At 63.0% G+C, this 21955-nt stretch carries 25 protein-coding genes; 23 read left to right on the forward strand and 2 right to left on the reverse strand.

The features are described from left to right. The first annotated feature begins 142 nt into the window (after positions 1-142). The 3 genes from msrA (at position 143) to AC72UB_RS02245 (ending at position 2419) form a co-directional block, all read left to right on the forward strand. On the forward strand, positions 143-793 hold the full coding sequence (gene msrA / locus AC72UB_RS02235) for a peptide-methionine (S)-S-oxide reductase MsrA (RefSeq protein ID WP_505188314.1): 651 nt from the start codon (positions 143-145) through the stop codon (positions 791-793). A gap of 287 nt (positions 794-1080) precedes the next feature. After that, positions 1081-1965 carry a 50S ribosomal protein L11 methyltransferase gene (locus tag AC72UB_RS02240; protein WP_505188405.1) on the forward strand — a complete coding sequence of 295 codons (885 nt, stop codon included), beginning with the start codon at positions 1081-1083 and terminating at the stop codon, positions 1963-1965. A gap of 106 nt (positions 1966-2071) precedes the next feature. Further along, entirely contained in the window at positions 2072-2419 is a 348-nt protein-coding gene (locus AC72UB_RS02245) for a hypothetical protein (protein WP_505188315.1), read from the forward strand. Between the two features lie 153 nt (positions 2420-2572). Here the strand turns inward: AC72UB_RS02245 and AC72UB_RS02250 are convergent, their stop codons facing one another. Together AC72UB_RS02250 and AC72UB_RS02255 are read right to left on the reverse strand one after the other, a co-directional pair. Beyond that, on the reverse strand, positions 2573-2776 hold the full coding sequence (locus AC72UB_RS02250) for a DUF1127 domain-containing protein (RefSeq protein WP_505188316.1): 204 nt from the start codon (positions 2774-2776) through the stop codon (positions 2573-2575). Positions 2777-2815: 39 nt separating this feature from the next. Further along, a complete protein-coding gene (locus AC72UB_RS02255; RefSeq protein WP_463288897.1) occupies positions 2816-3004 on the reverse strand; it encodes a hypothetical protein in 189 nt (62 codons plus the stop codon). A gap of 96 nt (positions 3005-3100) precedes the next feature. Between AC72UB_RS02255 and ruvC the strand changes: the two genes are divergently transcribed. The 20 genes from ruvC (at position 3101) to folD (ending at position 21917) form a co-directional block, all read left to right on the forward strand. Beyond that, complete coding sequence (gene ruvC, locus AC72UB_RS02260) at positions 3101-3619, forward strand: crossover junction endodeoxyribonuclease RuvC (protein WP_505188317.1); 519 nt, start codon at positions 3101-3103, stop codon at positions 3617-3619. Next, entirely contained in the window at positions 3616-4302 is a 687-nt protein-coding gene (gene ruvA / locus AC72UB_RS02265) for a Holliday junction branch migration protein RuvA (protein ID WP_505188318.1), read from the forward strand. Before ruvC ends, ruvA begins: the two co-directional genes overlap by 4 nt. A gap of 3 nt (positions 4303-4305) precedes the next feature. After that, complete coding sequence (gene ruvB, locus AC72UB_RS02270) at positions 4306-5331, forward strand: Holliday junction branch migration DNA helicase RuvB (protein WP_463288900.1); 1026 nt, start codon at positions 4306-4308, stop codon at positions 5329-5331. A 209-nt stretch (positions 5332-5540) separates the two neighbouring features. Then, a complete protein-coding gene (locus tag AC72UB_RS02275; RefSeq protein WP_505188319.1) occupies positions 5541-6152 on the forward strand; it encodes a hypothetical protein in 612 nt (203 codons plus the stop codon). Beyond that, a complete protein-coding gene (locus AC72UB_RS02280; RefSeq protein WP_505188320.1) occupies positions 6149-6862 on the forward strand; it encodes a DUF2161 family putative PD-(D/E)XK-type phosphodiesterase in 714 nt (237 codons plus the stop codon). Before AC72UB_RS02275 ends, AC72UB_RS02280 begins: the two co-directional genes overlap by 4 nt. Further along, positions 6859-7260: a tol-pal system-associated acyl-CoA thioesterase gene (gene ybgC / locus AC72UB_RS02285; protein ID WP_505188321.1), complete on the forward strand. Its 402-nt coding sequence runs from the start codon at positions 6859-6861 to the stop codon at positions 7258-7260. Before AC72UB_RS02280 ends, ybgC begins: the two co-directional genes overlap by 4 nt. A gap of 150 nt (positions 7261-7410) precedes the next feature. After that, the gene (gene tolQ, locus AC72UB_RS02290; RefSeq protein WP_463288904.1) at positions 7411-8106 is read left to right on the forward strand and encodes a protein TolQ; all 696 of its coding nucleotides are present in this window, start codon (positions 7411-7413) and stop codon (positions 8104-8106) included. Between the two features lie 3 nt (positions 8107-8109). Beyond that, entirely contained in the window at positions 8110-8580 is a 471-nt protein-coding gene (gene tolR / locus AC72UB_RS02295) for a protein TolR (RefSeq protein ID WP_463288905.1), read from the forward strand. Positions 8581-8589: 9 nt separating this feature from the next. After that, the gene (gene tolA, locus AC72UB_RS02300; RefSeq protein ID WP_505188322.1) at positions 8590-9762 is read left to right on the forward strand and encodes a cell envelope integrity protein TolA; all 1173 of its coding nucleotides are present in this window, start codon (positions 8590-8592) and stop codon (positions 9760-9762) included. Positions 9763-9868: 106 nt separating this feature from the next. Next, positions 9869-11191 (forward strand): Tol-Pal system beta propeller repeat protein TolB, encoded by a 1323-nt coding sequence (tolB, locus tag AC72UB_RS02305; RefSeq protein WP_505188406.1) that lies wholly within the window; start codon positions 9869-9871, stop codon positions 11189-11191. 172 nt (positions 11192-11363) lie between these two features. After that, complete coding sequence (gene pal, locus AC72UB_RS02310; protein WP_463288907.1) at positions 11364-11882, forward strand: peptidoglycan-associated lipoprotein Pal; 519 nt, start codon at positions 11364-11366, stop codon at positions 11880-11882. Positions 11883-11886: 4 nt separating this feature from the next. Further along, positions 11887-12726, forward strand: a complete 840-nt coding sequence (ybgF, locus tag AC72UB_RS02315; RefSeq protein WP_505188323.1) for a tol-pal system protein YbgF — start codon at positions 11887-11889, stop codon at positions 12724-12726. A 56-nt stretch (positions 12727-12782) separates the two neighbouring features. After that, positions 12783-13982 (forward strand): tRNA lysidine(34) synthetase TilS, encoded by a 1200-nt coding sequence (tilS, locus tag AC72UB_RS02320; protein ID WP_505188324.1) that lies wholly within the window; start codon positions 12783-12785, stop codon positions 13980-13982. A gap of 83 nt (positions 13983-14065) precedes the next feature. After that, positions 14066-15979 (forward strand): ATP-dependent zinc metalloprotease FtsH, encoded by a 1914-nt coding sequence (ftsH, locus tag AC72UB_RS02325; RefSeq protein ID WP_505188325.1) that lies wholly within the window; start codon positions 14066-14068, stop codon positions 15977-15979. A gap of 97 nt (positions 15980-16076) precedes the next feature. Beyond that, positions 16077-16676: an MOSC domain-containing protein gene (locus AC72UB_RS02330; protein ID WP_505188326.1), complete on the forward strand. Its 600-nt coding sequence runs from the start codon at positions 16077-16079 to the stop codon at positions 16674-16676. A 128-nt stretch (positions 16677-16804) separates the two neighbouring features. After that, complete coding sequence (locus AC72UB_RS02335; protein ID WP_505188327.1) at positions 16805-17770, forward strand: magnesium transporter CorA family protein; 966 nt, start codon at positions 16805-16807, stop codon at positions 17768-17770. Positions 17771-18075: 305 nt separating this feature from the next. Further along, positions 18076-19752, forward strand: coding sequence for a formate--tetrahydrofolate ligase (locus tag AC72UB_RS02340; RefSeq protein WP_463288912.1), 1677 nt, complete (start codon positions 18076-18078; stop codon positions 19750-19752). 71 nt (positions 19753-19823) lie between these two features. Next, positions 19824-20126 (forward strand): chorismate mutase, encoded by a 303-nt coding sequence (locus AC72UB_RS02345; RefSeq protein WP_505188328.1) that lies wholly within the window; start codon positions 19824-19826, stop codon positions 20124-20126. A gap of 9 nt (positions 20127-20135) precedes the next feature. Then, positions 20136-21014, forward strand: a complete 879-nt coding sequence (locus AC72UB_RS02350) for a bifunctional 5,10-methylenetetrahydrofolate dehydrogenase/5,10-methenyltetrahydrofolate cyclohydrolase (protein WP_505188329.1) — start codon at positions 20136-20138, stop codon at positions 21012-21014. A gap of 12 nt (positions 21015-21026) precedes the next feature. Further along, a complete protein-coding gene (gene folD, locus AC72UB_RS02355; RefSeq protein ID WP_505188330.1) occupies positions 21027-21917 on the forward strand; it encodes a bifunctional methylenetetrahydrofolate dehydrogenase/methenyltetrahydrofolate cyclohydrolase FolD in 891 nt (296 codons plus the stop codon). The last annotated feature ends 38 nt before the right edge of the window (positions 21918-21955 follow it).

Consider the following 21955-nt stretch of genomic DNA (forward strand, 5'->3'; position numbering starts at 1 on the left):
GACGACGAAGTCGTTTGAGGAGAGGCTGGTTTTTGCCCGGCTCAAATTTCTTGGAAAAGAAATTTGTCAAAATCCTTCGAAGGATTTTGTTTCTCGCCTATATCAAGTTGAACACAGACGCCGAACGAGAAGGAGACGTGCGATGTTTTTCGCCAATGCCAGCAAGATGCAGATGGTCCGTCCCGAAAACGCCCTTCCCGGCCGCCCCGACCCCTTGCCGTTGACCGAGCCGCATTTCCTGTCGGGCATCGATCTCAAATCGCCTGTGCCGGCGGGCATGGCTGAGGCGATGTTTGGGATGGGCTGTTTTTGGGGGGTGGAGCGCAAGTTTTGGCAAGAGCCCGGCCTTTGGCTGACCATGGTCGGCTATGCGGGCGGCTTCACGCCGAACCCGACCTATAAGGAAACCTGCACTCAGCTGACCGGCCATAACGAGGTGGTGCGGGTGATCTTTGATCCGGCGGTCACCTCGTATGAGGCGCTGTTGCAGGTGTTTTGGGAAAACCATGATCCGACCCAAGGCATGCGGCAGGGCAATGACATTGGATCGACCTATCGGTCGGGCATCTATTGCTATGGCCCCGAGCAGGCGGCTGCGGCAGAGGCCTCGAAAGAGGTCTATGGCGCGCGGTTGCGGGCGGCGGGGTTGGGGCAGATCACCACGGAAATCATCCCCGTACCGACGTTCTACTATGCCGAGGATTACCATCAGCAATATCTCGCCAAGAACCCCAATGGTTATTGCGGGCTGGCGGGCACCGGGGTGAGCTGTCCGATCGGGCTGGCGGTCTGATTGCTTGACCGGGGCAGGCCAAGAGCCTAAGCCCCGGCCATGCAGCTTCGGAGGCCAAAATGCCCTTGTTCACCGCCCAAACCACTCTTGAAGGTGACGACGCCGCCTTTGCCTTGGCCGAGGCGCTGGAGCGGATGCAGCCTCCGGCCCTGACGGCGGAGTGCTATGATATTGAGGGCATGGCGGGGCTGGTGCAGGTGTCGGCCACCTTTGCCTTGCCGCCGAATGAGGTGATGCTGGCGGTGCTGGCCGAAGCCTTTGGCGCGGCGGCGTTTGAAGTGTCGAGCCTGTCGCAGACCACATGGTCGGCGCTGACCACCTTGCCCGGTGAAGGCCCGGCGCGGGCGCTGGCGGCGGCGTTGGAGCAGTTGGACCCGGCCCCCTATGGCATTGGCGCCTTTGAGATTGAGGACAATTCCGGGCTGTGGGAGGTTGGTCTGTACCTGTCCGACGCGCCTGATCCGCAGGTGTTGAACGCACTTGTCGCGCAGTTCGGCGGCAAGCCTTTCGTGATTTCCGAAGTGCCCGATGTGGATTGGGTGGCCCATGTGCGGCGCGAGTTGGCCCCGGTCGAGGCTGGGCGCTTCTTTGTCTATGGCAGCCATGATGCTGACCGGGTGCCGAGTGATCCGGGCCGGATTCCTTTGCAGATTGAGGCGACGGTGGCCTTTGGCACGGGGCATCACGGCACCACGCTGGGCTGTTTGCGGGCCTTTGATCGGCTGGTTGAACAGGGCATTCGCCCGGCCAAAGTTGTGGACATCGGCGCGGGCACGGCGGTTTTGGCGCTGGCGGCGGCCCGGGTGTTTCCGGATGCGGTCGTCATTGCCTCGGACATTGACGAGGTCGCGGTGGATGTGGCCGAGGCGAATGTCGCGATCAACGGGCTTGAGGGCCGCATCGAATGCCTTGAGGCGGCGGGCTTTGCCCATCCGCGTCTGCATGAGGTCAGCCCCTATGATCTGATCTTCGCCAATATCCTGAAAGGCCCGCTGATTGAGTTGGCACCTGACATGGGCCAGCATTGTGCCAAGGATGGGCTGGTCATCCTGTCGGGCCTTCTGGCGGTGCAGGCTGAGGCGGTGGTTGCGGCCTATAATGTCGCCGGTTTCACGCTGGTGTCGCGCGAGGACATTGGTGAGTGGTCGGCATTGGTGCTGAAACGGAACTGAATTGTTTCTGTCAAATCCGGGGCTTAGGTCCTGCGTCTGCCCCGATTTCGCCACAATCTGACCCCATAAACACCCAAGTGTGGGGCCGTTTTGTGGAGCCGCTGTCATGTATGATGCGAATTTGGTGAACTTCTACAGTCGCGTGGCCGATTATCAGTCCTCCCATGGCAAGGGCTATGGTCACGAGGCCCCCGGAACGCTGGGCCGGTCTGTCACCTATGGCCTGCCGAAGAAACGCTTGCGCCTGCGTCTGATGCCTTTTGTGTTTGTTGCGATGACGGCTTTTGGGCTGAAAGCGGGCATCCTGCATGCGGTGGGGCCTGCGGCCTATCAGGACCGGGTCGCGCAGTTGAGCCAGAGCCCAGGCTTTGATCGCCTGGGCGGCTGGTTGATGCAGGTGGATCCGGTGACGGCCTATGTCGCCGAAAAGATCGCAGTCGCCACTGCGCGCTGAACGCCTGATCTCATAAGGCGCGTCGGGGAGTATGGCCCCGGCATCGGCGGGGCGATGTTCCGGTGAGCGAACCACACATGGCCCCCACCGCAAACAAAAGCCGCCGCCCGAACCCGGGCAGCGGCTTTGTCTATTTCTTCGGTTGATCTGGCCTTAGCGGCCGATCACCTCAATGTCACCACGGCACAGACCGATATCGTCAAGCTCACGGTCTGACAGCTTGGCCAGCGCATTGCGGGTGACGCGAGCGTCATTCCAAGCGGCAAGGGCGGCGGCTTTGTCAGACACAGACTGAACGAAGCGGAAAATAGCAATGGCGCCAAACGGCGCCGCGCGGGACGTCTCATAGGCGGCCATAGCGGGTATCCTTTCACAAACTGCTCTATTGCGAGGCGTTTATTCGCCTTCGATGACGGGTAAATAGCCATGCTGCAGATGCGAAGCAATGGGGGTTCCGGCATGGCCGCAATGCGCGCCGTGCATGGCTCGTGTTCTAAAAAATGTCATAAATTTATGCGCTAAATCGGATTTCACGCGGAAAATGTCGCTGACGCAAACCATGACGTCGTCTTTCTGCGACTGCATAATAGACCTGCTATCGCCGCGCAAGACTGCAATTCATCTTGGCGAATGTTCTCTTTTCGTGCTAATTCGGGCGAAACAGGAAAGAACGGGGCAAGCATGCGCGTTTTGGGAATTGACCCCGGGCTGCGAAACCTTGGCTGGGGTGTGATCGACGTCGCTGGCGCGCGGATCAGCCATGTCGCCAACGGCATTTGCCATTCCGCTCCGGGTGAGGGGGAGGGCGATCTCGCGCTGCGTCTGGTGTCGCTTTACAGCCAGTTGACCGAGGTTCTGCGCCAGTATTCCCCCGAGGCGGCGGCGGTGGAACATACCTTTGTTAACAAGGACGCGGTGGCGACGCTGAAGCTCGGCCAAGCGCGCGGGATTGCGCTGTTGGTGCCGGCGCAGTTTGGGCTGACGGTGGGAGAATATGCCCCGAATGCGGTAAAGAAGGCGATTGTGGGCGTCGGCCATGCCTCCAAGGATCAGGTTGACCACATGGTGCGGCTGCATCTGCCGGGGGTCAAGATTGCCGGGCCGGATGCGGCGGATGCCTTGGCGATTGCGATCTGCCATGCGCATCATCTGCAAAGTGCGGGGCGGTTGCAGGCCGCAGTGAAAAGGGCAGCGGGATGATTGGCAAGATTTCGGGCAGGCTGGATTGGCGCGGCGCGGACCATGTGCTGATTGATGTGCGCGGCGTGGGCTATATCGTGCATGTCTCGGACCGCACCATGGCGGGCCTGCCGGGCTTGGGCGAGGCGGTGTCGCTTTATACCGAGTTGTTGGTGCGCGAGGATCTTTTGCAGCTGTTTGGCTTTCCGACCATGCTGGAAAAGGAATGGCATAAGCTCTTGATGACCGTGCAGGGCGTCGGTGCCAAGGCCGCGATGGCGATCTTGGGCACGCTGGGGCCCGAGGGCGCGGGTCGCGCCATCACGCTGGGTGATGCACGCGCCATTCAGGCCGCGCCCGGCGTGGGGCCGAAACTGGCGCAGCGGGTGATCTTGGAGCTGAAGTCCAAGGCAGGGTCCGTCATGGCGATGGGGGTCAGCCTGTCAGTGACCGCCGAGGCGGATGACAGCGTGATCGAACCGATGGTGCCTGCCCCGGCGAAGAAGCCCGCCAAACCGGCCAGCCCGGCGCCCAGCCAATCACGCGCGGCCTATACGGCCGATGCGCTCTCGGCGCTGATGAACCTTGGCTATGGTCAGGGCGATGCGGCACAGGCGGTGGCGACGGTGGCGGGGGAGGCCCCCGATGCCGACACCGCCGCGCTGATCCGCGCCAGCCTGAAACTGCTGGCTCCGAAAGGCTAAGCGATGACCTCCGACCCCACCTTGCGCCCTGAGAAACTGCCCGAGGATCTCGACCGGGCTTTGCGCCCGCAGATGCTGGAGGAATTCGTCGGCCAAGCCGAGGCGCGGGCGAACCTTGCGGTCTTCATCCAATCGGCGCGGATGCGCGGGGAATCGATGGATCACACGCTGTTCCATGGCCCTCCCGGTTTGGGCAAGACGACGCTGGCGCAGATCATGGCGCGCGAATTGGGGGTGGGGTTTCGCATGACCTCGGGGCCGGTTCTGGCAAAGCCGGGGGATCTTGCGGCGATCCTGACCAATCTGGAACCGCGCGATGTGCTGTTCATCGACGAGATTCACCGCCTGTCGCCGGTGGTGGAAGAGGTGCTCTATCCCGCGATGGAAGATTTCGCGCTGGATCTGGTGATCGGCGAGGGACCGGCGGCGCGCACGGTGCGGATTGATCTGCAGCCCTTTACGCTGGTGGGCGCGACAACGCGGCTGGGCCTGTTGACCACGCCCTTGCGCGACCGCTTTGGCATTCCGACCCGGTTGCAGTTTTACACCGAGGATGAGCTTGACCATATCGTCACCCGTGGCGCGCGGCTTTTGGGGATTGAAAGCGACCCCGCCGGCACCCGCGAAATCGCGAAGCGCGCCCGGGGCACTCCGCGGATTGCGGGGCGCTTGCTGCGTCGGGTGGTGGATTTTGTCACCGTCGAGGGCAATGGCCGCCTGACCCAAGCCATCGCCGACCGCGCGCTGACGCGACTCGGTGTCGATCATCTGGGTCTGGATGGCGGCGACCGGCGCTATATGACGCTTTTGGCCGAAAACTACGGCGGCGGCCCGGTTGGGGTGGAAACCATCGCCGCTGCCTTGTCCGAGGCGCGGGATGCGATTGAAGAGGTGATTGAGCCCTATCTTCTGCAACAAGGTCTGATCCTGCGCACGCCGCGGGGGCGGATGCTGGGGGCGAAGGCCTGGTCGCATCTGGGACTGGCCGCGCCGAAAGGCCCCGGTCAGGGCGAGCTTTTCGAGGGCTGAGCGCCCCGGGCCAGCCAAGTTGGATATTTGTGCCGCATTGAAGGCAAGAGCCGTTCAAGGATTTGCGCCTTTCGAAATACTCCGGGGTCCGGGGCGGCGCCCCGGGGGTGGGCGGGATGCTGGTGCGCGCAGAATATGCCGGCCTTCCTCTTGATGTTTTCAGCCTGTCGCGGCATCGATCCGAGGGCCGCTGGCTGAAGGAGTGCGTGATGACCCCCGATCAGGTGCAAGCCCTGTTCACCCGCAAGGATGGATCCTATTTCTGCGCCCGCTGGGGGCGGCCGATTGTGCCGGTGGTCTTTGGGGTCGATGATGCCACGCTGGCCATCGTCAAGGGCGCGATTGAGGCGGTGGTGGCCTTGGCCGGGCATAAGATGGCCGAGACGGACCCGGAGCTTGGCGCAAACCTCATGGTGTTTTTCCTGCGCGATTGGGCGGAACTGCCTCAGGTGCCGAACCTTGATCGGCTGATCCCGGATCTTGGCCCCTTGTGTGACCGGCTGGCGGCGGCAGAGGCGCATCATTACCGCGCCTTCCGCTTTGACGCCGAGGGCGCGATCAAGGCGGGGTTTGTCTTTGTGCGGATGGAGGGGATGCTCGCGGAGATGCCCGCCGAGACGCTGGCGTTAAACGAGGCGGTGCAGGCCATTTTGGTTTGGGGCGAGGCGGCCTTTGCAGAGCTGTCGCCTTTGGGCCGTGCCGGAGAGCGGGTGATCTTGCGCCCCGAGATTGGCGATGTGATCCGCGCCGCCTATGCGCCGGTGATGCCGCCCGTGGCGCGGGATGGGTCGCATGCCTATCGGTTGGCCGCGCGGCTATGAAAGAGGCCGACCTTTATCCGCCCTTGAAGGCCTTTCTGGAGGCGCAGGGCTATGAGGTGAAGGCCGAAATCGGGGCTTGTGACATCATGGCCCTGCGCGCGGGGGACCCGCCCTTGGTTGTTGAGATGAAGCTGGGCTTCAATCTGAGCCTTGTGTTGCAGGGTGTGGCGCGGCAGGCGTTGTTTGACACCGTGTATCTTGCGGTTGCGGCACCGAAAAAGGGCTGGCCTGCGCGGTATAAGGATATTGTGGCGCTGTGCCGTCGGTTGGGGCTTGGCCTTTTGGTCGTGACGCCGGGGGAGGCGGGGGCTGATCCGGGGTTGGTTGAGGCACATCTGGACCCCGGCCCATATCTTCCCCACCGCAATGCTACCCGCGCGGGGCGGTTGCTGCGTGAGTTTCAGCGCCGGGTGGGCGATCCCAATCAGGGCGGCACGACCGGCATCAAGCGCATGACCGCCTATCGGCAGGATGCGCTGCGCTGTCTGGCGTCTGTGGCCGATGGCCCGCTGAAGGCCGCCGAGGTGGCCAAGCGGGCGGGGGTTGCAAAGGCCGCCGCCTTGATGCGGGCGGATCATTACGGCTGGTTTGACCGGGTGGCCTTGGGCGTTTACGCCCTGTCGCCAAAGGGGCTGGCCGCCCTTGGTGAGAATGCTGATGAGCTTGCCCGGCTGGGCAGCGCAGGCCAAACCTTGAAGGACAGCGCATGACCCATTCTTTTCCCGTTCGCGTCTACTACGAGGACACCGATCTGGCGGGCATCGTCTATTACGCCAATTACCTGAAGTTCATCGAGCGGGGCCGCAGCGAGTGGGTGCGGGGTTGCGGTGTGGATCAGGGGGCGCTTAAGGCGGATCAGGGGATCGTCTTTGCGGTGCGCAAGGTGGATGCGGATTTTTTGAAACCGGCCAAGTTTGATGACCTGTTGCAGGTCACGACTGACCTTGTGGCGCTGGGCGGGGCCAGCATCACGCTGCGCCAAGAGGTTTGGCGGGGCGAGGAGCGGCTCTTCACCGCCCAAGTGGTCTTGGTGTGTCTGCATGACACCGGCAAGCCAGCCCGCCTGTCGCCCCATATTCGCGCGGCGTTGCAGGCCGCGTCGAGCTGACCTGTTCCGCAGGCGACCTTTGGCGCGTGAAGGCCGACACAGATGGGCGCAAAACCGCCATTAACGCAGATGTGTTGGCAATCCCTCTCAAACCTTGCTAGAATCACCCATATCAGGCGGGCGTAGACCCGCGTTAGAAGAGCAGGCGTAATGGAAACGGAAGCCATCGGAATGGCGGCGGAGATTGATTTCTCCATGCTCGCCCTATTTGCACGCGCGACCATCACGGTCAAACTCGTGATGATCGCGCTTTTGGTCATGTCCTTCTGGTCATGGGCCATCATCATCAGAAAGCACCTTATGTTCCGCTCTGCGCGGGCCGAAGCTGCGGTGTTTGACCGGGCCTTCTGGTCGGGTGAGCCTTTGGACGAGCTGTTTGAAAAGATCGGCGGCGACCCTCAGGGCGCGTCGGAGAAGATCTTTTCGGCGGGCATGCTGGAGTGGCGTCGCAGCCACCGGCAGGATGGCGGGCTGATCGCGGGCGCTCAGGCGCGGATTGATCGGGCGATGGATGTTGCCATTGCGCGGGAATCCGAGGCCTTGAACAAGGGTCTGTCGTTCTTGGCCACCACCGGGTCGACTGCGCCCTTTATCGGGTTGTTCGGCACGGTCTGGGGGATCAAGCATTCGTTTGAACAGATCGCCATCAGCCAGAACACCAACCTCGCAGTTGTGGCCCCCGGTATTGCCGAGGCGCTGTTGGCCACCGGTGTCGGCCTGATCGCCGCTATTCCGGCTGTGGTGTTCTACAACAAGCTGAATGCCGACAGTGAGCATATCACGGGCGGCTATGAGGCCTTTGCCGACGAGTTTGCCACCATCCTTTCGCGCCAGTTGGACGCCTGATCCATGGGCGGAGGGGTGATGAAAAAAGCGGGCGGGGGTGGCCGGAGGGGCCGCCGCCGCGGGTCATCCGCCGCGATGAGTGAGATCAACGTCACGCCCTTTGTGGACGTGATGCTGGTGCTTCTCATCATCTTCATGGTGGCGGCACCGATGCTGACAGTGGGGGTGCCGATTGAATTGCCGGACACCGCCGCCAGCGCCATGCCGAATGAGGAAGAAGAACCGCTGACCATCTCGATCACCGCCGATGGGCTGATCTTGTTGCAGACCACCGAAGTGTCAGATGCGGAACTGATCCCCAAGCTGGCCGCGATTGCCGCTGAGCGCACCTCCGACAAGGTGTTTTTGCGCGCCGATGGGGCCTTGGCCTATGAGCGGGTGGCGCAGGTGATGGGCGCTTTGAACGCGGGTGGGTTCAACAACATCGGGTTGGTCACTGATTCTGGTGGTCCGGCGATGGACGGCAGCAACTAAGGCCGCGCGATGAATCTGGGCAGCATTGGCTTGGGCAATATGGACAAGGCCACGACGATTTCCGCCGTCGGCCACCTGGGGGTGATCCTCTGGGCGGTCCTTGGCGGCTGGCTGTTTGCGCCCAAGGATATGCCGCCGATGGAGGTGGCCTCGGTCTCGCTGATGAGCGAGGGCGAGTATCAGGCCATGATGGCGTCAGCCCCAAAGCCTGATCCTGCGGTGGAACCGGCTGAGGCGCCGCCGGTTGTTCAGCCGCCCGAGCCGGTGGATACGGCACTGCCTGAGACTGAAGCCCCGGCCGAGCCGACCCCGGTGGAAGAGGTTTTGCCCGAAGAGGTGCCGGTGGCGCCCGAGGTTCAGCCGGTTGCCGTGCCCGAGCCTGCCCCGCAGGTGGCGGAAGAAGAACAGCTTATCCCCATGCCCGAAAGCACCGAGGCCCCGGCGCCGCGCCCGGCGCAGCGCATCACGGATGTGCCGGTTGAAAGTGAACAAGACACGCCCGAGGTCGCCGAAGAGGCGACGCCCGAGGTATCGGATCAGGCCGAGCCTGATGCCCCGGTGATTGAGACCACCGAGCCTGCCGCCGCGCCTGAGGAAAGTGCCGCGATGGTGTCGCCTGATGCCACCGAAAGTGATGCGCCGGAACTGGCCCCGACGGCTTCGCTTCGTCCGCAGGCGCGCCCCGAGCGGCAGGTCCAGGTTGAGGATGCGCCCGAGCCGGAAGCGCAGGCCACCGAAGAGGCAACCGAGCAGGCCGACGCCGAGGCCGAAGCGATTGCCGCCGCGTTGGCGGAGGCTGCGGCTACCGACACCTCCAGCACCGACACCGGCTTGCCCGAAGGTCCGCCGATGACGGCGGGTGAGAGGGATGGGGTGCGCGTGGCGATCAATTCGTGCTGGAACATCGGCAGCCTGTCGAGTGCCGCGCAGCGGGTGAAACTGGTGATGCGGGTCGAGATGAACGAGGACGGCACGCCGGTCGCCCCGTCGATCCAGATGACCAGCTTTGAAGGCGGCGACGAGGCTGCCGCCCAGCAGGCCTTTGAAGCGGCCAAGCGCGCCGTAGTGCGCGGGGTGCGCGGCTGTGGTGGCAAGCCCGGCTATGAGCTGGACCCCGAGAAATACGGCGAATGGAACGTGATGAACCTGACGTTTGATGCCTCTGGCATGAGGTTGCGATAACATGCAGGTGAACCGCATATTTTTTCCCCTGCCGAAGCGCAAGCTGATGGCACACTCTGCCAAAACCGAGCAGACCCGAGGAACACCCGTGACAAGCGAGGACATGATGAACGCGTTTAAATCCTTTGCCGCCGCCCTGATGATGGGGATTGTCGGCCTTGTCGCGGCACACCCCGCGCAGGCCGAGTTGAACATCGTCATCGACAGTCCGGTGATCGAGCCGATGCCCTTTGCCATTCCGACCTTTGTCGATGAGGGCGGGGCGGGGGATTATGCCACCAATATCAGCCGCGTGGTGGCGGCCGATCTGGCGGGCACGGGCCTTTTCCGCGAAATCCCGGCTGAGGCGCATATCTCGGGCATCAGCGCCTTTGATGCGCCGATTGCCTATAATGACTGGCAGGCGATTAACGCGCAGGCGCTGATTGTGGGGGCCGTGCAGGCCAGTGGCGACCGGATCGTCGTGAAATTCCGCCTGTTTGACGTGTTCACCGGCCAGCCTTTGGGCGAGGGTCTGCAGTTTGCAGGAACCCCCAGCAGCTGGCGGCGCATGGCCCATAAGGTGGCCGATGCGGTTTATAGCCGGATCACGGGCGAAGGCCCCTATTTCGACAGCCGCGTGGTTTATGTTGCCGAAAGCGGGCCGAAGAACCAGCGCCAGAAGCGTTTGGCGGTGATGGATTACGATGGCGCCAATGTCGCCTATTTGACCGACAGCTCGTCCATCGTGCTGGCGCCGCGCTTCTCGCCCTCGGGCGACCGGATCCTGTTCACCTCTTATGCCTCTGGCTTCCCGCAGATTTACATCATGGACGTGGGCAGCCTAGCCGTGCGGTCTTTGGGCGAAATCCCCGGCACCATGACTTTTGCCCCGCGCTTTTCGCCCGATGGCGGCACGGTGGTCTTTAGCCTTGAGCAGGGCGGCAATTCCGACATCTACGCGATGGACGTGAACGGCGGCGGGTTGCGGCAGTTGACCAATGCGCCGTCGATTGAAACCGCGCCGTCGTTCAGCCCGGATGGCAGCCAGATCGTGTTTGAAAGCGACCGCTCGGGCAACCAGCAGCTTTACATCATGTCGGCGGGTGGCGGTGAGGCGGTGCGGATTTCGGGCGGCAAGGGGCGCTATGGCACCCCGGTCTGGAGCCCGCGCGGCGATATGATTGCCTATACCAAGCAAAACGAGGGCCGCTTCCACATTGGCGTGATGCGCACCGATGGCAGCGAAGAGCGGCTGCTGACGGCGTCCTTCCTGGACGAAGGCCCGACTTGGGCCCCGAATGGCCGCGTGGTGATGTTCACCCGCGAAACCGCGGGCGCAGGCGGGCAGGCGCAGTTGTTCTCGGTCGACGTCTCGGGCCGCAACCTAAAGCCGGTGCCGACCGATGGCCCGGCGTCCGACCCGGCTTGGTCGCCGCTTTTGCCGTAACACGGCGGCTCATCGTTGCCCTTTCAGGGCCTCTTCGCGGGTGCCGCCGCCCGGCCTTGCGAAGAGCCCCGAAGGGGACGATGAGCCTGCAAGACACCCGATTCACAGGCGGCAAAGAAGCTGCTAAGATCATTCCCAATCGAGCACCCTAGATCCATAAGGACACCCCACCATGACCCTGATGCCCAAAGCCCTTCTCCTCATCGCCGCCCTTGGTTTGGCGGCCTGTAACAACCCCGACCGCTTTGGTGCGGGCGGTGCCGGTGCCAATGGCGCGGGCGGTTTTGTTGACACCAATGGTCTGGGCGATCCGAACGATCCGACCTCGATCGCCTATTTCAACCAGACCGTGGGCGACCGCGTGCTCTTTGCCGTTGATCAGTCCACCCTGTCGCCCGAAGGCCGCACGGTTCTGGAAGGTCAGTCGCAGTGGCTGGCGGCCAACCCGAACTATGCGATCATCATCGAAGGCCATGCCGACGAGCAGGGCACCCGCGAATACAACTTGGCGCTGGGCGCCCGCCGTGCGGCGGCGGTTCAGCAGTTCCTGATGGCCCAAGGCGTGGCACCTGACCGGATGAAGACCATTTCCTACGGCAAGGAACGCCCGATTGAGGTGTGCTCGGAAGAGGCATGCTACAGCCGCAACCGTCGCGCTGTGACCGTGCTGTCGATGGGCTCGGGGGTCTGATCTGATGTGGCGTTGGCTGGTTCTTTCTGTCGCCCTGCTTGCCCTGCCTGTGCATGCGCAGGACCGGGCGCAGACACTGGCCGACATCAAGGCGGAGCTCGGCCTGTTGATGGCCGAGTTCACCGCGCTGAAATCTGAAACCGTCGCCACTGGGGCGACGGGGGGAAGTCTCGGAGCGGGCGATGCGTTGCAGCGGATGGATGCGATTGAGGCCGAGTTGATGCGGCTGACCTCGCGCGCCGAAGAGATTGAGCTGCGGCTGACCCGCGTGGTCAGCGATGGCACCAACCGGATCGGTGATCTGGAATACCGGTTGTGCGAAGTGACCGAGGGCTGCGATCCGGCCAATCTGCCGGAGACCCCCATGCTGGGCGGGGCTGCGGACGGGGGGGCTGTTGCGCCCACGGAACCGGCGATCAGTGGTGATCCGGCTGTGCCAGCTGATGGCGGACCTGAGCTGGCCATGGGTGAGCAAGCCGACTTTGACCGGGCCAAGGAGGTGCTCGCTCAGGGTGACTTTCGCGGCGCCGCTGACCTCTTTGCGACCTTTGCCCAATCCTATCCTGGCGGGCCCTTAAGCCAAGAGGCCGCTTTCCTGCGGGGCGAGGCGCTGGTGCAAGTGGCCGATACGGCGGGCGCGGCGCGGGCTTATCTCGACGCGTTTTCGGGCAAGCCGGACGGGCCGTTTGCGGCTGAGTCGCTGTTGAAGCTGGGGCAGGCGCTGGGCGATCTGGGGCAGGTTCCCGATGCCTGCGTGACCTTGGCCGAAGTGCCGGTGCGCTTTCCCGGCACCATTCATGCCACCAACGCCGATCTGTCGCGGCAGGGGCTGGGGTGTCAGTAGATCACAGCCAATGGCTGGCCGCGCAGGGGGATGATGCGCCTTTGTTGAGGAGGGCCTTGGCTGCGGGTTGCGCGGCTGGGGCGCGTCCTGCAGGCCTTGGTGTGGCAGTGTCTGGCGGCAGTGACAGCATGGCGATGCTGCATCTGATGGCGCGCGCCGCGCGTGAGGCAGGCTGGGCGTTGAAGGCCGTGACAGTGGATCACCGCCTGCGGCGCGAGGCGGCGGAAGAAGCGGCCTTTGTTGGGCGAACCTGTGCAGGGCTTATGGTGCCGCATGAGGTTTTGGTCTGGGAGCATGGCGATGTGCCCGGCAATCTGATGCAAGCGGCGCGTGAGGCACGGTACGGGTTGATGGCCGCTTGGGCCAAGCGCCAAGGCCTGGGTGTCGTGACGCTGGCCCATACCGCCGACGATCAGGCTGAAACCTTTCTGATGGGTCTGTCGCGCGCGGCTGGGCTGGATGGGCTGAGCGGCATGCGGCCAGAGTTCGCGATTGATGGGGTTGCGTTTCGCAGGCCGTTTCTGTCGCAGACCCGCGCCGAGTTGCGGGCCTATCTGACCCGGCACAATCTGCCGTGGATTGACGATCCATCGAATGACAATGACCGCTTTACCCGCATCAAGGCGCGGCGTGCGCTGCAGGCGCTGGGGCCGTTGGGGATCAGCGTGGGCGAGCTTTCGGCTGTCATCAGCAACCTTTCGGCGGTGCAGGGCTTGGTGCAGCATGCGGTGGCGGTCGCCGCCCAAGAGGCGGTGGCCGAGGTGGCAGGGGCGTTGCGGGTTGAGGGGCGCGCCTTTGGGGCGCTGCATCCTGAAACTAGGCGGCGGTTGTTGATTGCGGCGATCCGTTGGGTCAGCGGCGCGCACCATCCGCCACGGGAGGCCAAGCTTGCGGGGCTGGAGCGGGCGCTGAGCCTTGGCAAGGATGCCACCTTGGGCGGGGTGCGGTTTCGCTGGCGGGATCAGGCCTGTTGGGTCAGCCGAGAGGCGCGCGCCTGTGGCGGGCCGGTGCCCGCCGGGCAGGTCTGGGACGGGCGTTGGCACCTGACGGGAAAGGTGGGCGAGGTGCGGGCGCTTGGTCCCGAAGGGTTGCGCCAATGTCCCGATTGGCGGGCCACGGGCCTGCCCCGGCAGGTGCTGGAGGTGACACCGGGCCTATGGCAGGGGGCGCTTTTGCAGGCCGCCCCATGCGCGATCTTTGGCCGAGAGGCTGCGACATGCGCGCCCTCCTTTAAGGAATTTATCTTATCTCATTGAACCCGGCAGACTTATCTCTATTTTAAGCAAGTCCGCCGAAGTTGCCTCATGAGGGGCTTTGGCCCCAAAACCGGAGTATCTTCGTGGGTAACGCACGAAACATCGCCTTCTGGGTTGTTCTGTTTCTTCTGATCTTGGCGCTTTTCAACGCCTTTGGTGGGAACCAGTCGACCACGGCTTCGCGCACGGTCTCTTATTCAGAATTCATCCAGCGGGTGGATGCGGGTGAGGTGGCCAGCGCCACCATTGACGGCGAGCGTGTGGTTGCGACCGACACCACCGGCAACCGCTTTGCCACCGTGGCCCCGAATGACCCCAAGCTGACCGAACGGCTGATCGACAAGGGCGTCGAGGTGCGGGCTGAACCGCAGCAGTCGTCGGGCTTTATGAGCCTGTTGTCGCTGTGGCTGCCCTTTATCGTGCTGATCGGCATCTGGATTTTCTTTATGAACCGGATGCAGGGCGGCGGCAAAGGCGGAGCGATGGGCTTTGGCAAATCGAAGGCCAAGCTCTTGACCGAAAAGAATGGCCGCGTGACCTTTGACGATGTGGCCGGGATTGATGAGGCCAAGGAAGAGCTTGAGGAGATTGTGGAATTCCTGCGCAATCCGCAGAAATTCTCGCGTCTTGGCGGCAAGATTCCGAAAGGCGCTTTGCTGGTTGGCCCGCCCGGCACGGGTAAAACCCTCTTGGCCCGCGCCATTGCGGGTGAGGCGGGGGTTCCGTTTTTTACCATCTCGGGGTCTGATTTCGTGGAAATGTTTGTCGGCGTCGGCGCAAGCCGCGTGCGCGACATGTTCGAGCAGGCCAAGAAAAACGCGCCTTGCATCGTGTTCATCGACGAAATTGACGCTGTGGGCCGGGCGCGTGGCGTTGGCATGGGCGGCGGCAATGACGAGCGCGAGCAGACGCTGAACCAGCTTTTGGTTGAGATGGACGGGTTTGAGGCGAATGACGGTGTGATCATCGTCGCCGCCACCAACCGCAAAGACGTGCTGGACCCTGCGCTGCTGCGCCCCGGCCGTTTTGACCGCCAGATCCATGTGCCGAATCCGGACATCAAGGGCCGTGAGAAGATTCTGTCGGTACACGCCCGCAAAGTGCCTTCGGGCCCGGACGTTGACCTGCGGGTGATTGCGCGCGGCACGCCGGGGTTCTCGGGTGCGGATCTTGCCAACCTTGTGAACGAGGCCGCGCTGATCGCCGCCCGCCTTGGCCGCCGCTTTGTCGCCATGGCCGATTTCGAATCGGCCAAGGACAAGGTGATGATGGGGGCCGAGCGTCGGTCGATGGTGCTGACGCAAGAGCAGAAAGAACACACCGCCTATCACGAGGCGGGCCACGCGATTGTGGGCATGGCGCTGCCGAAATGTGACCCGGTCTATAAGGCCACGATCATTCCGCGCGGTGGGGCCTTGGGCATGGTGGTATCTTTGCCCGAGATTGACCGGCTGAACTGGCACAAGGATGAGTGCAAGCAGAAGATCGCCATGACCATGGCCGGCAAGGCCGCCGAGATCATCAAATGGGGTGAAGAAGGCGTGTCGAATGGCCCGTCTGGCGACATTCAGCAAGCCAGCGCTTTGGCGCGTGCGATGGTGCTGCGCTGGGGTATGTCGGATGCGGTCGGCAACATCGACTATGCTGAGGCGCATGAGGGCTATCAGGGCAAGACCGCTGGGCTTTCGGTGTCGGCTGAAACCAAGATGCTGATTGAATCCGAGGTCAAGCGCCTGATCGACGAAGGCTATGACACCGCGCGCGGTATCTTGCTGGAGCAGTCTGACCAGTTCGAACGTCTGGCCAAGGGTCTGTTGGAATATGAGACCCTGACCGGCGATGAGATCAAGCGGGTGATCGCGGGTGACAAGCCCAGTTCTGATGATGATGCCGCCCCGCCTGCCGCCGGTGGCGGCGAGGGTGTGGTGTCGATCCCGAAGACCCGGCCGCGCAAGCCGAAAGCTGCGCCCGATCCGTCGCCCGAGCCTTTGGCGTGATTGGGTAGAACCACCATCGCCCCGAGGCCACGCCATGGCCTCGGGGTTTTTCTTTGTGTGGGCGCGGCTCTGCGCCCCTGATCTGACAGGAGCCGTCATGAGCGCGCTGAAACCCACCCAGTTCATTGGTCGCATTGTTTGGCTGGGCTGCGTTCCCGACCGCGCAGCGGCGCTGGAAAGCCAAAGCCAGCCCGGCCTGATGACCACCTTCGCCGGACCCGAGGGGGAGGCCCATGGCGGGCTGACCCGCCCGGCCTGCAGCCGGGTTAAGGCGCTTTACAAAAGCAACACCGAAATTCGCAACACCCGGCAGTTGACGCTGTTGTCGGCCGAAGATCTGGCGGCCACGGCGGCGGCGATGGGTTTGGCAGAACTTGATCCCGCGCTGGTGGGGGCGACGATGGTGATCGAAGGTATCCCTGATTTCAGCCATCTCCCGCCCTCGTCCCGGCTGCAAGGGGCCAGTGGCGCGACCTTGGTGATCGATATGAACAACCGCCCCTGCACCTTGCCCGCCCGGCCGATTGAGGGCCAGCATCCCGGCTTTGGCAAACGCTATAAGACGGCGGCGAAAGGTCGACGCGGTGTCACGGCTTGGGTGGAGCGGGAGGGCCGCTTTGCCTTGGGCGACACCATTCGCCTGCATATTCCCGACCAGCCGGTCTGGGCGCATCTGGACGCCGCCCGCGCGGGGTAAGCGCAGTCGTGCGGCAGGCAGGACTGTGTCTGATCCAGATTAGAACGGCCCCGCCCCCGACGCGGGGCCTTTTGCTTTTCGCGGCACGCCGCTAGGCTTTCTCTCAGCGCAACGGATCGGTGCAGCGGATGATCACGGCATATCGGGCAGAGAATGGCAGGCTGGTCCGGATCGAGGGGGCCGATCTGGCTGGGGCCGTCTGGATCGACATGGAGTCGCCGGTTGCCGAGGAGGAGCAGGCGGTTGAGGCGGCGCTGAAGATCAACATCCCGACCCACGACGACATGCAAGAGATCGAGCATTCGTCGCGGCTGTATCAGGAAGGTGCGGCGCATTTCCTGACCGCGCAGATACTGGCCACGCGGTCCGAAAAGCTGACCGAAATCGGTCCTGTGACCTTTGTCCTTTTGCCAGACTGTTTGGTGACGGTGCATTACCACCATCCCGGCTCGCTTGACTTCTTCGCCGGTTGGGCCGCGCGGCACGATCTGGGCGGAACCTCGGGGCTGCAAACGCTGCTGTCGCTGGTCGATACCGTGGTGGATCGGCTGGCCGATATTCTGGAAGCCGAGGCCCGCAAGCTGGACGCACTGTCCACCACGATCTTTGAGGCGCACCGCCCGTCGGGCAAGACCGAGAAACTGGCGGTGGTCTTGCAAAGGATCGGGCGGGCGGAGGATCTGAACAGCAAGACAGCCGAAAGCCTGAGCACGCTGCAACGGCTGACGACCTATCAATCCCTGCTGGTGAGCGGATCCAAGGCCACGAAAGCGGCGGACGGGGTGCGGATGAAAACCCTGATGCGCGATATCCAATCGCTGCAGGAAACTGCGCAGAAGCAAAACCAGAAGATCCTGTTTTTGCTGGAATCCACGCTGGGGGTCATCAACATCCGGCAGTCGGATATCATCAAGATCTTCTCGGTCGTGGCCTTTGTGTTCCTGCCGCCCACGCTGATTGCCAGCGTCTACGGCATGAACTTTGAGCATATGCCCGAGTTGACATGGGCTTGGGGCTATCCGATGGCGATTGGCCTGATGGTGGCGTCGGCGGTCGTGCCTTGGCTGATCTTTCGCTGGAAGAAATTGCTCTGACGGGCCTGCAAAGGGCCACAACGAAGAGACGTTCCGATGGTGGCCTCTGAGGTGTCTCCCTTGTCCCCACCAAGGTTTCCGCCGGGCTCATCTCGCTGGGCGCGCGGCGTTTGAAAGACGGTGCCCTCTCCCCTGATCTGGCTTTGACCGACCCTTGGCTTTTCCCCTGCGCGTGGCGTCAGGTTTCCCATCGGAAACACCCTCTGGCGAAAACCGTGCGGGACATGTCGGAAAACGCCCGTCCAAAGCCCGACTTGCCCGTTATCACGTCGGAAACGGGATAGTTTGCCCCCTGGGAGATTAAAATGGCCTTCAAAACCGACATCGAGATCGCGCGCGAAGCGAAGAAGAAGAACATCATGGAGATCGGGGCCAAGCTGGGCATCCCGGCCGAAAGCCTGCTGCCCTATGGGCATGACAAGGCCAAGGTGAGCCAAGAGTTCATCAAGAGCCTTGCGGGCAAGAAGGATGGCAAGCTGATCCTTGTCACCGCGATCAACCCCACCCCGGCGGGTGAAGGCAAGACCACCACCACCGTGGGTCTGGGCGACGGTCTGAACCGCATCGGCAAGAAGGCCGTGGTTTGTATCCGCGAAGCCTCGCTTGGCCCGAACTTCGGGATGAAGGGCGGCGCTGCAGGCGGCGGTATGGCGCAGGTTGTGCCGATGGAAGAGATGAACCTTCACTTCACCGGCGACTTCCACGCCATTACTTCTGCCCACAACCTGCTGTCGGCGATGATCGACAACCACATCTATTGGGGCAATGAGCTGGCCATCGACGAGCGTCGTATCGTCTGGCGCCGCGTGATGGACATGAACGACCGCGCGCTGCGCGATATCGTTGTGAACCTGGGCGGTGTGGCCAACGGCTTCCCGCGTCAGACCGGGTTCGACATCACCGTGGCCTCGGAAGTCATGGCGATCCTGTGCCTGTCGAATGACCTTGAAGACCTGCAAAAGCGTCTGGGTGACATCGTTGTTGCCTATACCCGCGAGAAAAAGGCGATCTACGCCCGCGACATCAAGGCTGACGGCGCGATGACCGTCCTCTTGAAAGACGCGATGCAGCCGAACATCGTGCAGACCTTGGAAAACAACCCTGCCTTCGTGCATGGCGGCCCGTTCGCCAACATCGCGCATGGCTGCAACTCGGTCATCGCGACCAAGACCGCGCTGAAGCTGGGTGAGTATGTTGTCACCGAAGCTGGTTTCGGTGCTGACCTTGGTGCGGAAAAGTTCTTTGACATCAAGTGCCGCAAGGCCGGGCTGAAGCCTTCGGCTGCCGTGATCGTGGCGACTGTGCGCGCGATGAAGATGAACGGCGGCGTGGCCAAGGCTGACTTGGGTGCCGAGAACGTGGCTGCCGTCCAGAAGGGCTGCCCCAACCTTGGCCGTCACATCGCCAACGTGAAGTCGTTCGGTGTGCCGGTTGTTGTGGCGATCAACCACTTCTACTCGGACACCGATGCCGAAGTGGCAGCTGTGAAGGCCTATGTGGCCGAGCAGGGCGCTGAGGCGATCTTGTGCAAGCATTGGGCAAACGGCTCGGCCGGGATCGAAGAGCTGTCGCACAAGGTTGTGCAGCTGGCAGAATCGGGCGCGGCCAACTTTGCGCCGCTCTATCCCGATGAAATGCCGCTGTTCCAGAAGCTGGAAACCATCGCCAAGCGCATCTACCATGCGGATGACGTGATTGCCGACAAGTCGATCCGTGATCAGCTGAAGACGTGGGAAGCCGCTGGCTATGGCCATCTGCCGATCTGCGTGGCCAAGACCCAGTACTCGTTCACCACCGACCCGACCGTGCGCGGTGCGCCGACCGGCCATTCGGTTCCGGTGCGCGAAGTGCGGCTTTCGGCAGGTGCGGGCTTTATCGTTGCCATCTGCGGTGAGATCATGACCATGCCGGGCCTGCCCAAGGTTCCGTCGGCCGAAGTGATCCGCCTGAACGACGAAGGCAACGTCGAAGGCCTGTTCTGATCGCGACCTTGTTGCCTTGAACTTCTGGGCGTGGGAGCATACCTCACGCCCAATTCATGGAAGGACAGGCGATGAAGGCCCCGCAGGATTGCCACGACATGACCGAACTTCGCGCGGCGATTGACGCGTTGGATGCCGGGATCGTGGCGCAGCTGACGGCGCGCGCGGGCTATATTGACCGCGCGATCCAGCTAAAGCAGGGAAACGGCCTGCCTGCCCGGATTGATGTGCGGGTGGAAGAGGTGGTCGCCAAGGTGCGCGCCGAAGCCGCGCGGCAGTCTTTGGACCCTGAGTTGGTGGAAGATCTTTGGCGCAGGATCATTGAGTGGTCGATCGCGCGCGAAGACGCAAAGCTTGGGGCCTCGCGCCCCTGACAGGGTGACATGACGGCGACGATTATTGACGGTAAAGCGATAGCCGCGCGGATGCGCGATGAGACGCGCGAAGAGGCGCAGGCTTTGGCCGCTGCAGGTTGGGCGCCGCGTTTGGTCTCGATTTCCGTGGGCGATGTGGCGGCGGCCGAGCTTTATGTCCGCAATCAGCAGAAATCGGCGGAAGCGGCAGGCGTGGCCTTTGAGGCGCGCAATTACCCCGAGGCGATCAGCCTTGAGCAATTGACCGGCGTTCTGGCAGGTCTGAACGCCGATCCCCGCGTGAATGGCATCATCATCCAGCGCCCCTTGCCCGCCCATATCCCGGTGAAGGCGCTGCAAAAGGCTGTGCATCCGATGAAGGATGTCGAAGGGATGCACCCCGCGTCGATCGGCAACATCGTGTACAACGATCTGACCCTTGGCCCCTGCACGGCGGTGGCGGCGGTGGAGATCTTGAAAACCCTGCCCCTGCGGATGGAGGGTTTGGACGTCTGCGTGATTGGTCACAGCGAGATTGTCGGCAAGCCGATTGCCTTTCTGATGATGGGTCTGGGCGCGACGGTGACGGTCTGCCACCACATGACGCGGCAGGTGGCCGTGCATTCCCGTGCGGCGGATGCGGTCTTTGTGGCGGTGGGCAAGCCCGGGCTGGTGACGGGCGAGATGCTGAAACCGGGGGCGGCGCTGATCGACATCGGGATCAATCGGGTGGACGGCAGAACCGTGGGGGACGCCGATTTTGACAGTTGCGCCGCTGTGGCGGGCTGGATCACGCCAGTGCCCGGCGGGGTTGGCCCGGTGACGGTTTTGACGCTGATGAAGAACGCCGTGCTCGCGACGCGGATGCAGATGGAACATTATCGCAGCGCCTTTGCGGCGGCGGTGTAAGGGAGAGATGAGATGACGGCCAAGGTGATCGACGGCAAAGCATTCGCTGCCAATGTGCGCGCTCAGGTGCAGGCCCATGTGGCCAAGCTGCGCGAGGAGAAGGGTATTCAGCCCGGTCTGGCCGTGGTGCTGGTGGGTGAGGATCCAGCTTCCAAGGTTTATGTGAAGAACAAGCATGCCTCGACGATCGAGGTCGGAATGGCCTCTTTCGAACATCGGCTGCCCGCCGAGACGTCAGAGGCCGACCTGTTGGCGCTGGTGAAATCGCTGAACGCGGATCCGAAAGTTCACGGCATTCTCGTGCAGTTGCCACTGCCGGCTCATCTGAATTCAGAGCTGATCATCAACACGATTGATCCGGCCAAGGACGTTGACGGGTTCCACATTTCGAACGTTGGCCTTCTGGGAACCGGGCAAAAGTCGATGGTGCCCTGCACGCCGCTTGGCTGCTTGATGATGCTGCGCGATCATCATGGTAAGCTCGCCGGGCTGAATGCTGTGGTCGTGGGGCGGTCGAACATTGTTGGTAAGCCGATGGCGCAGCTGTTGCTGGGCGACAGCTGCACGGTGACCATCGCGCACAGCCGCACCAAGGATCTGGCGGCGGTCTGCCGCGGGGCGGATATTCTGGTGGCGGCCGTGGGCCGTCCGGAAATGCTGACCGGCGAGTATGTGAAGCCCGGCGCCACCGTGATCGACGTGGGCATCAACCGCATTGAACGCGACGGCAAGGCCAAGCTGGTGGGCGATGTGCATTACGACAGCGCCGCCGCTGTGGCAGGTGCGATCACGCCCGTGCCGGGCGGTGTGGGTCCGATGACCATTGCCTGCCTTTTGGCCAATACCCTGACCGCCTGCTGCCGCGCCAACGGTTTGGCCGAGCCTGAGGGCCTGACAGCCTAACGGCCGCCCACCCGGCGGTTTCGCCACAGCGCGCCCAA

The organism is Allotabrizicola aquatica (SeqCode) (assembly GCF_965194375.1).
In the GTDB taxonomy this organism is placed as follows: Bacteria; Pseudomonadota; Alphaproteobacteria; order Rhodobacterales; family Rhodobacteraceae; genus Tabrizicola_A; species Tabrizicola_A aquatica.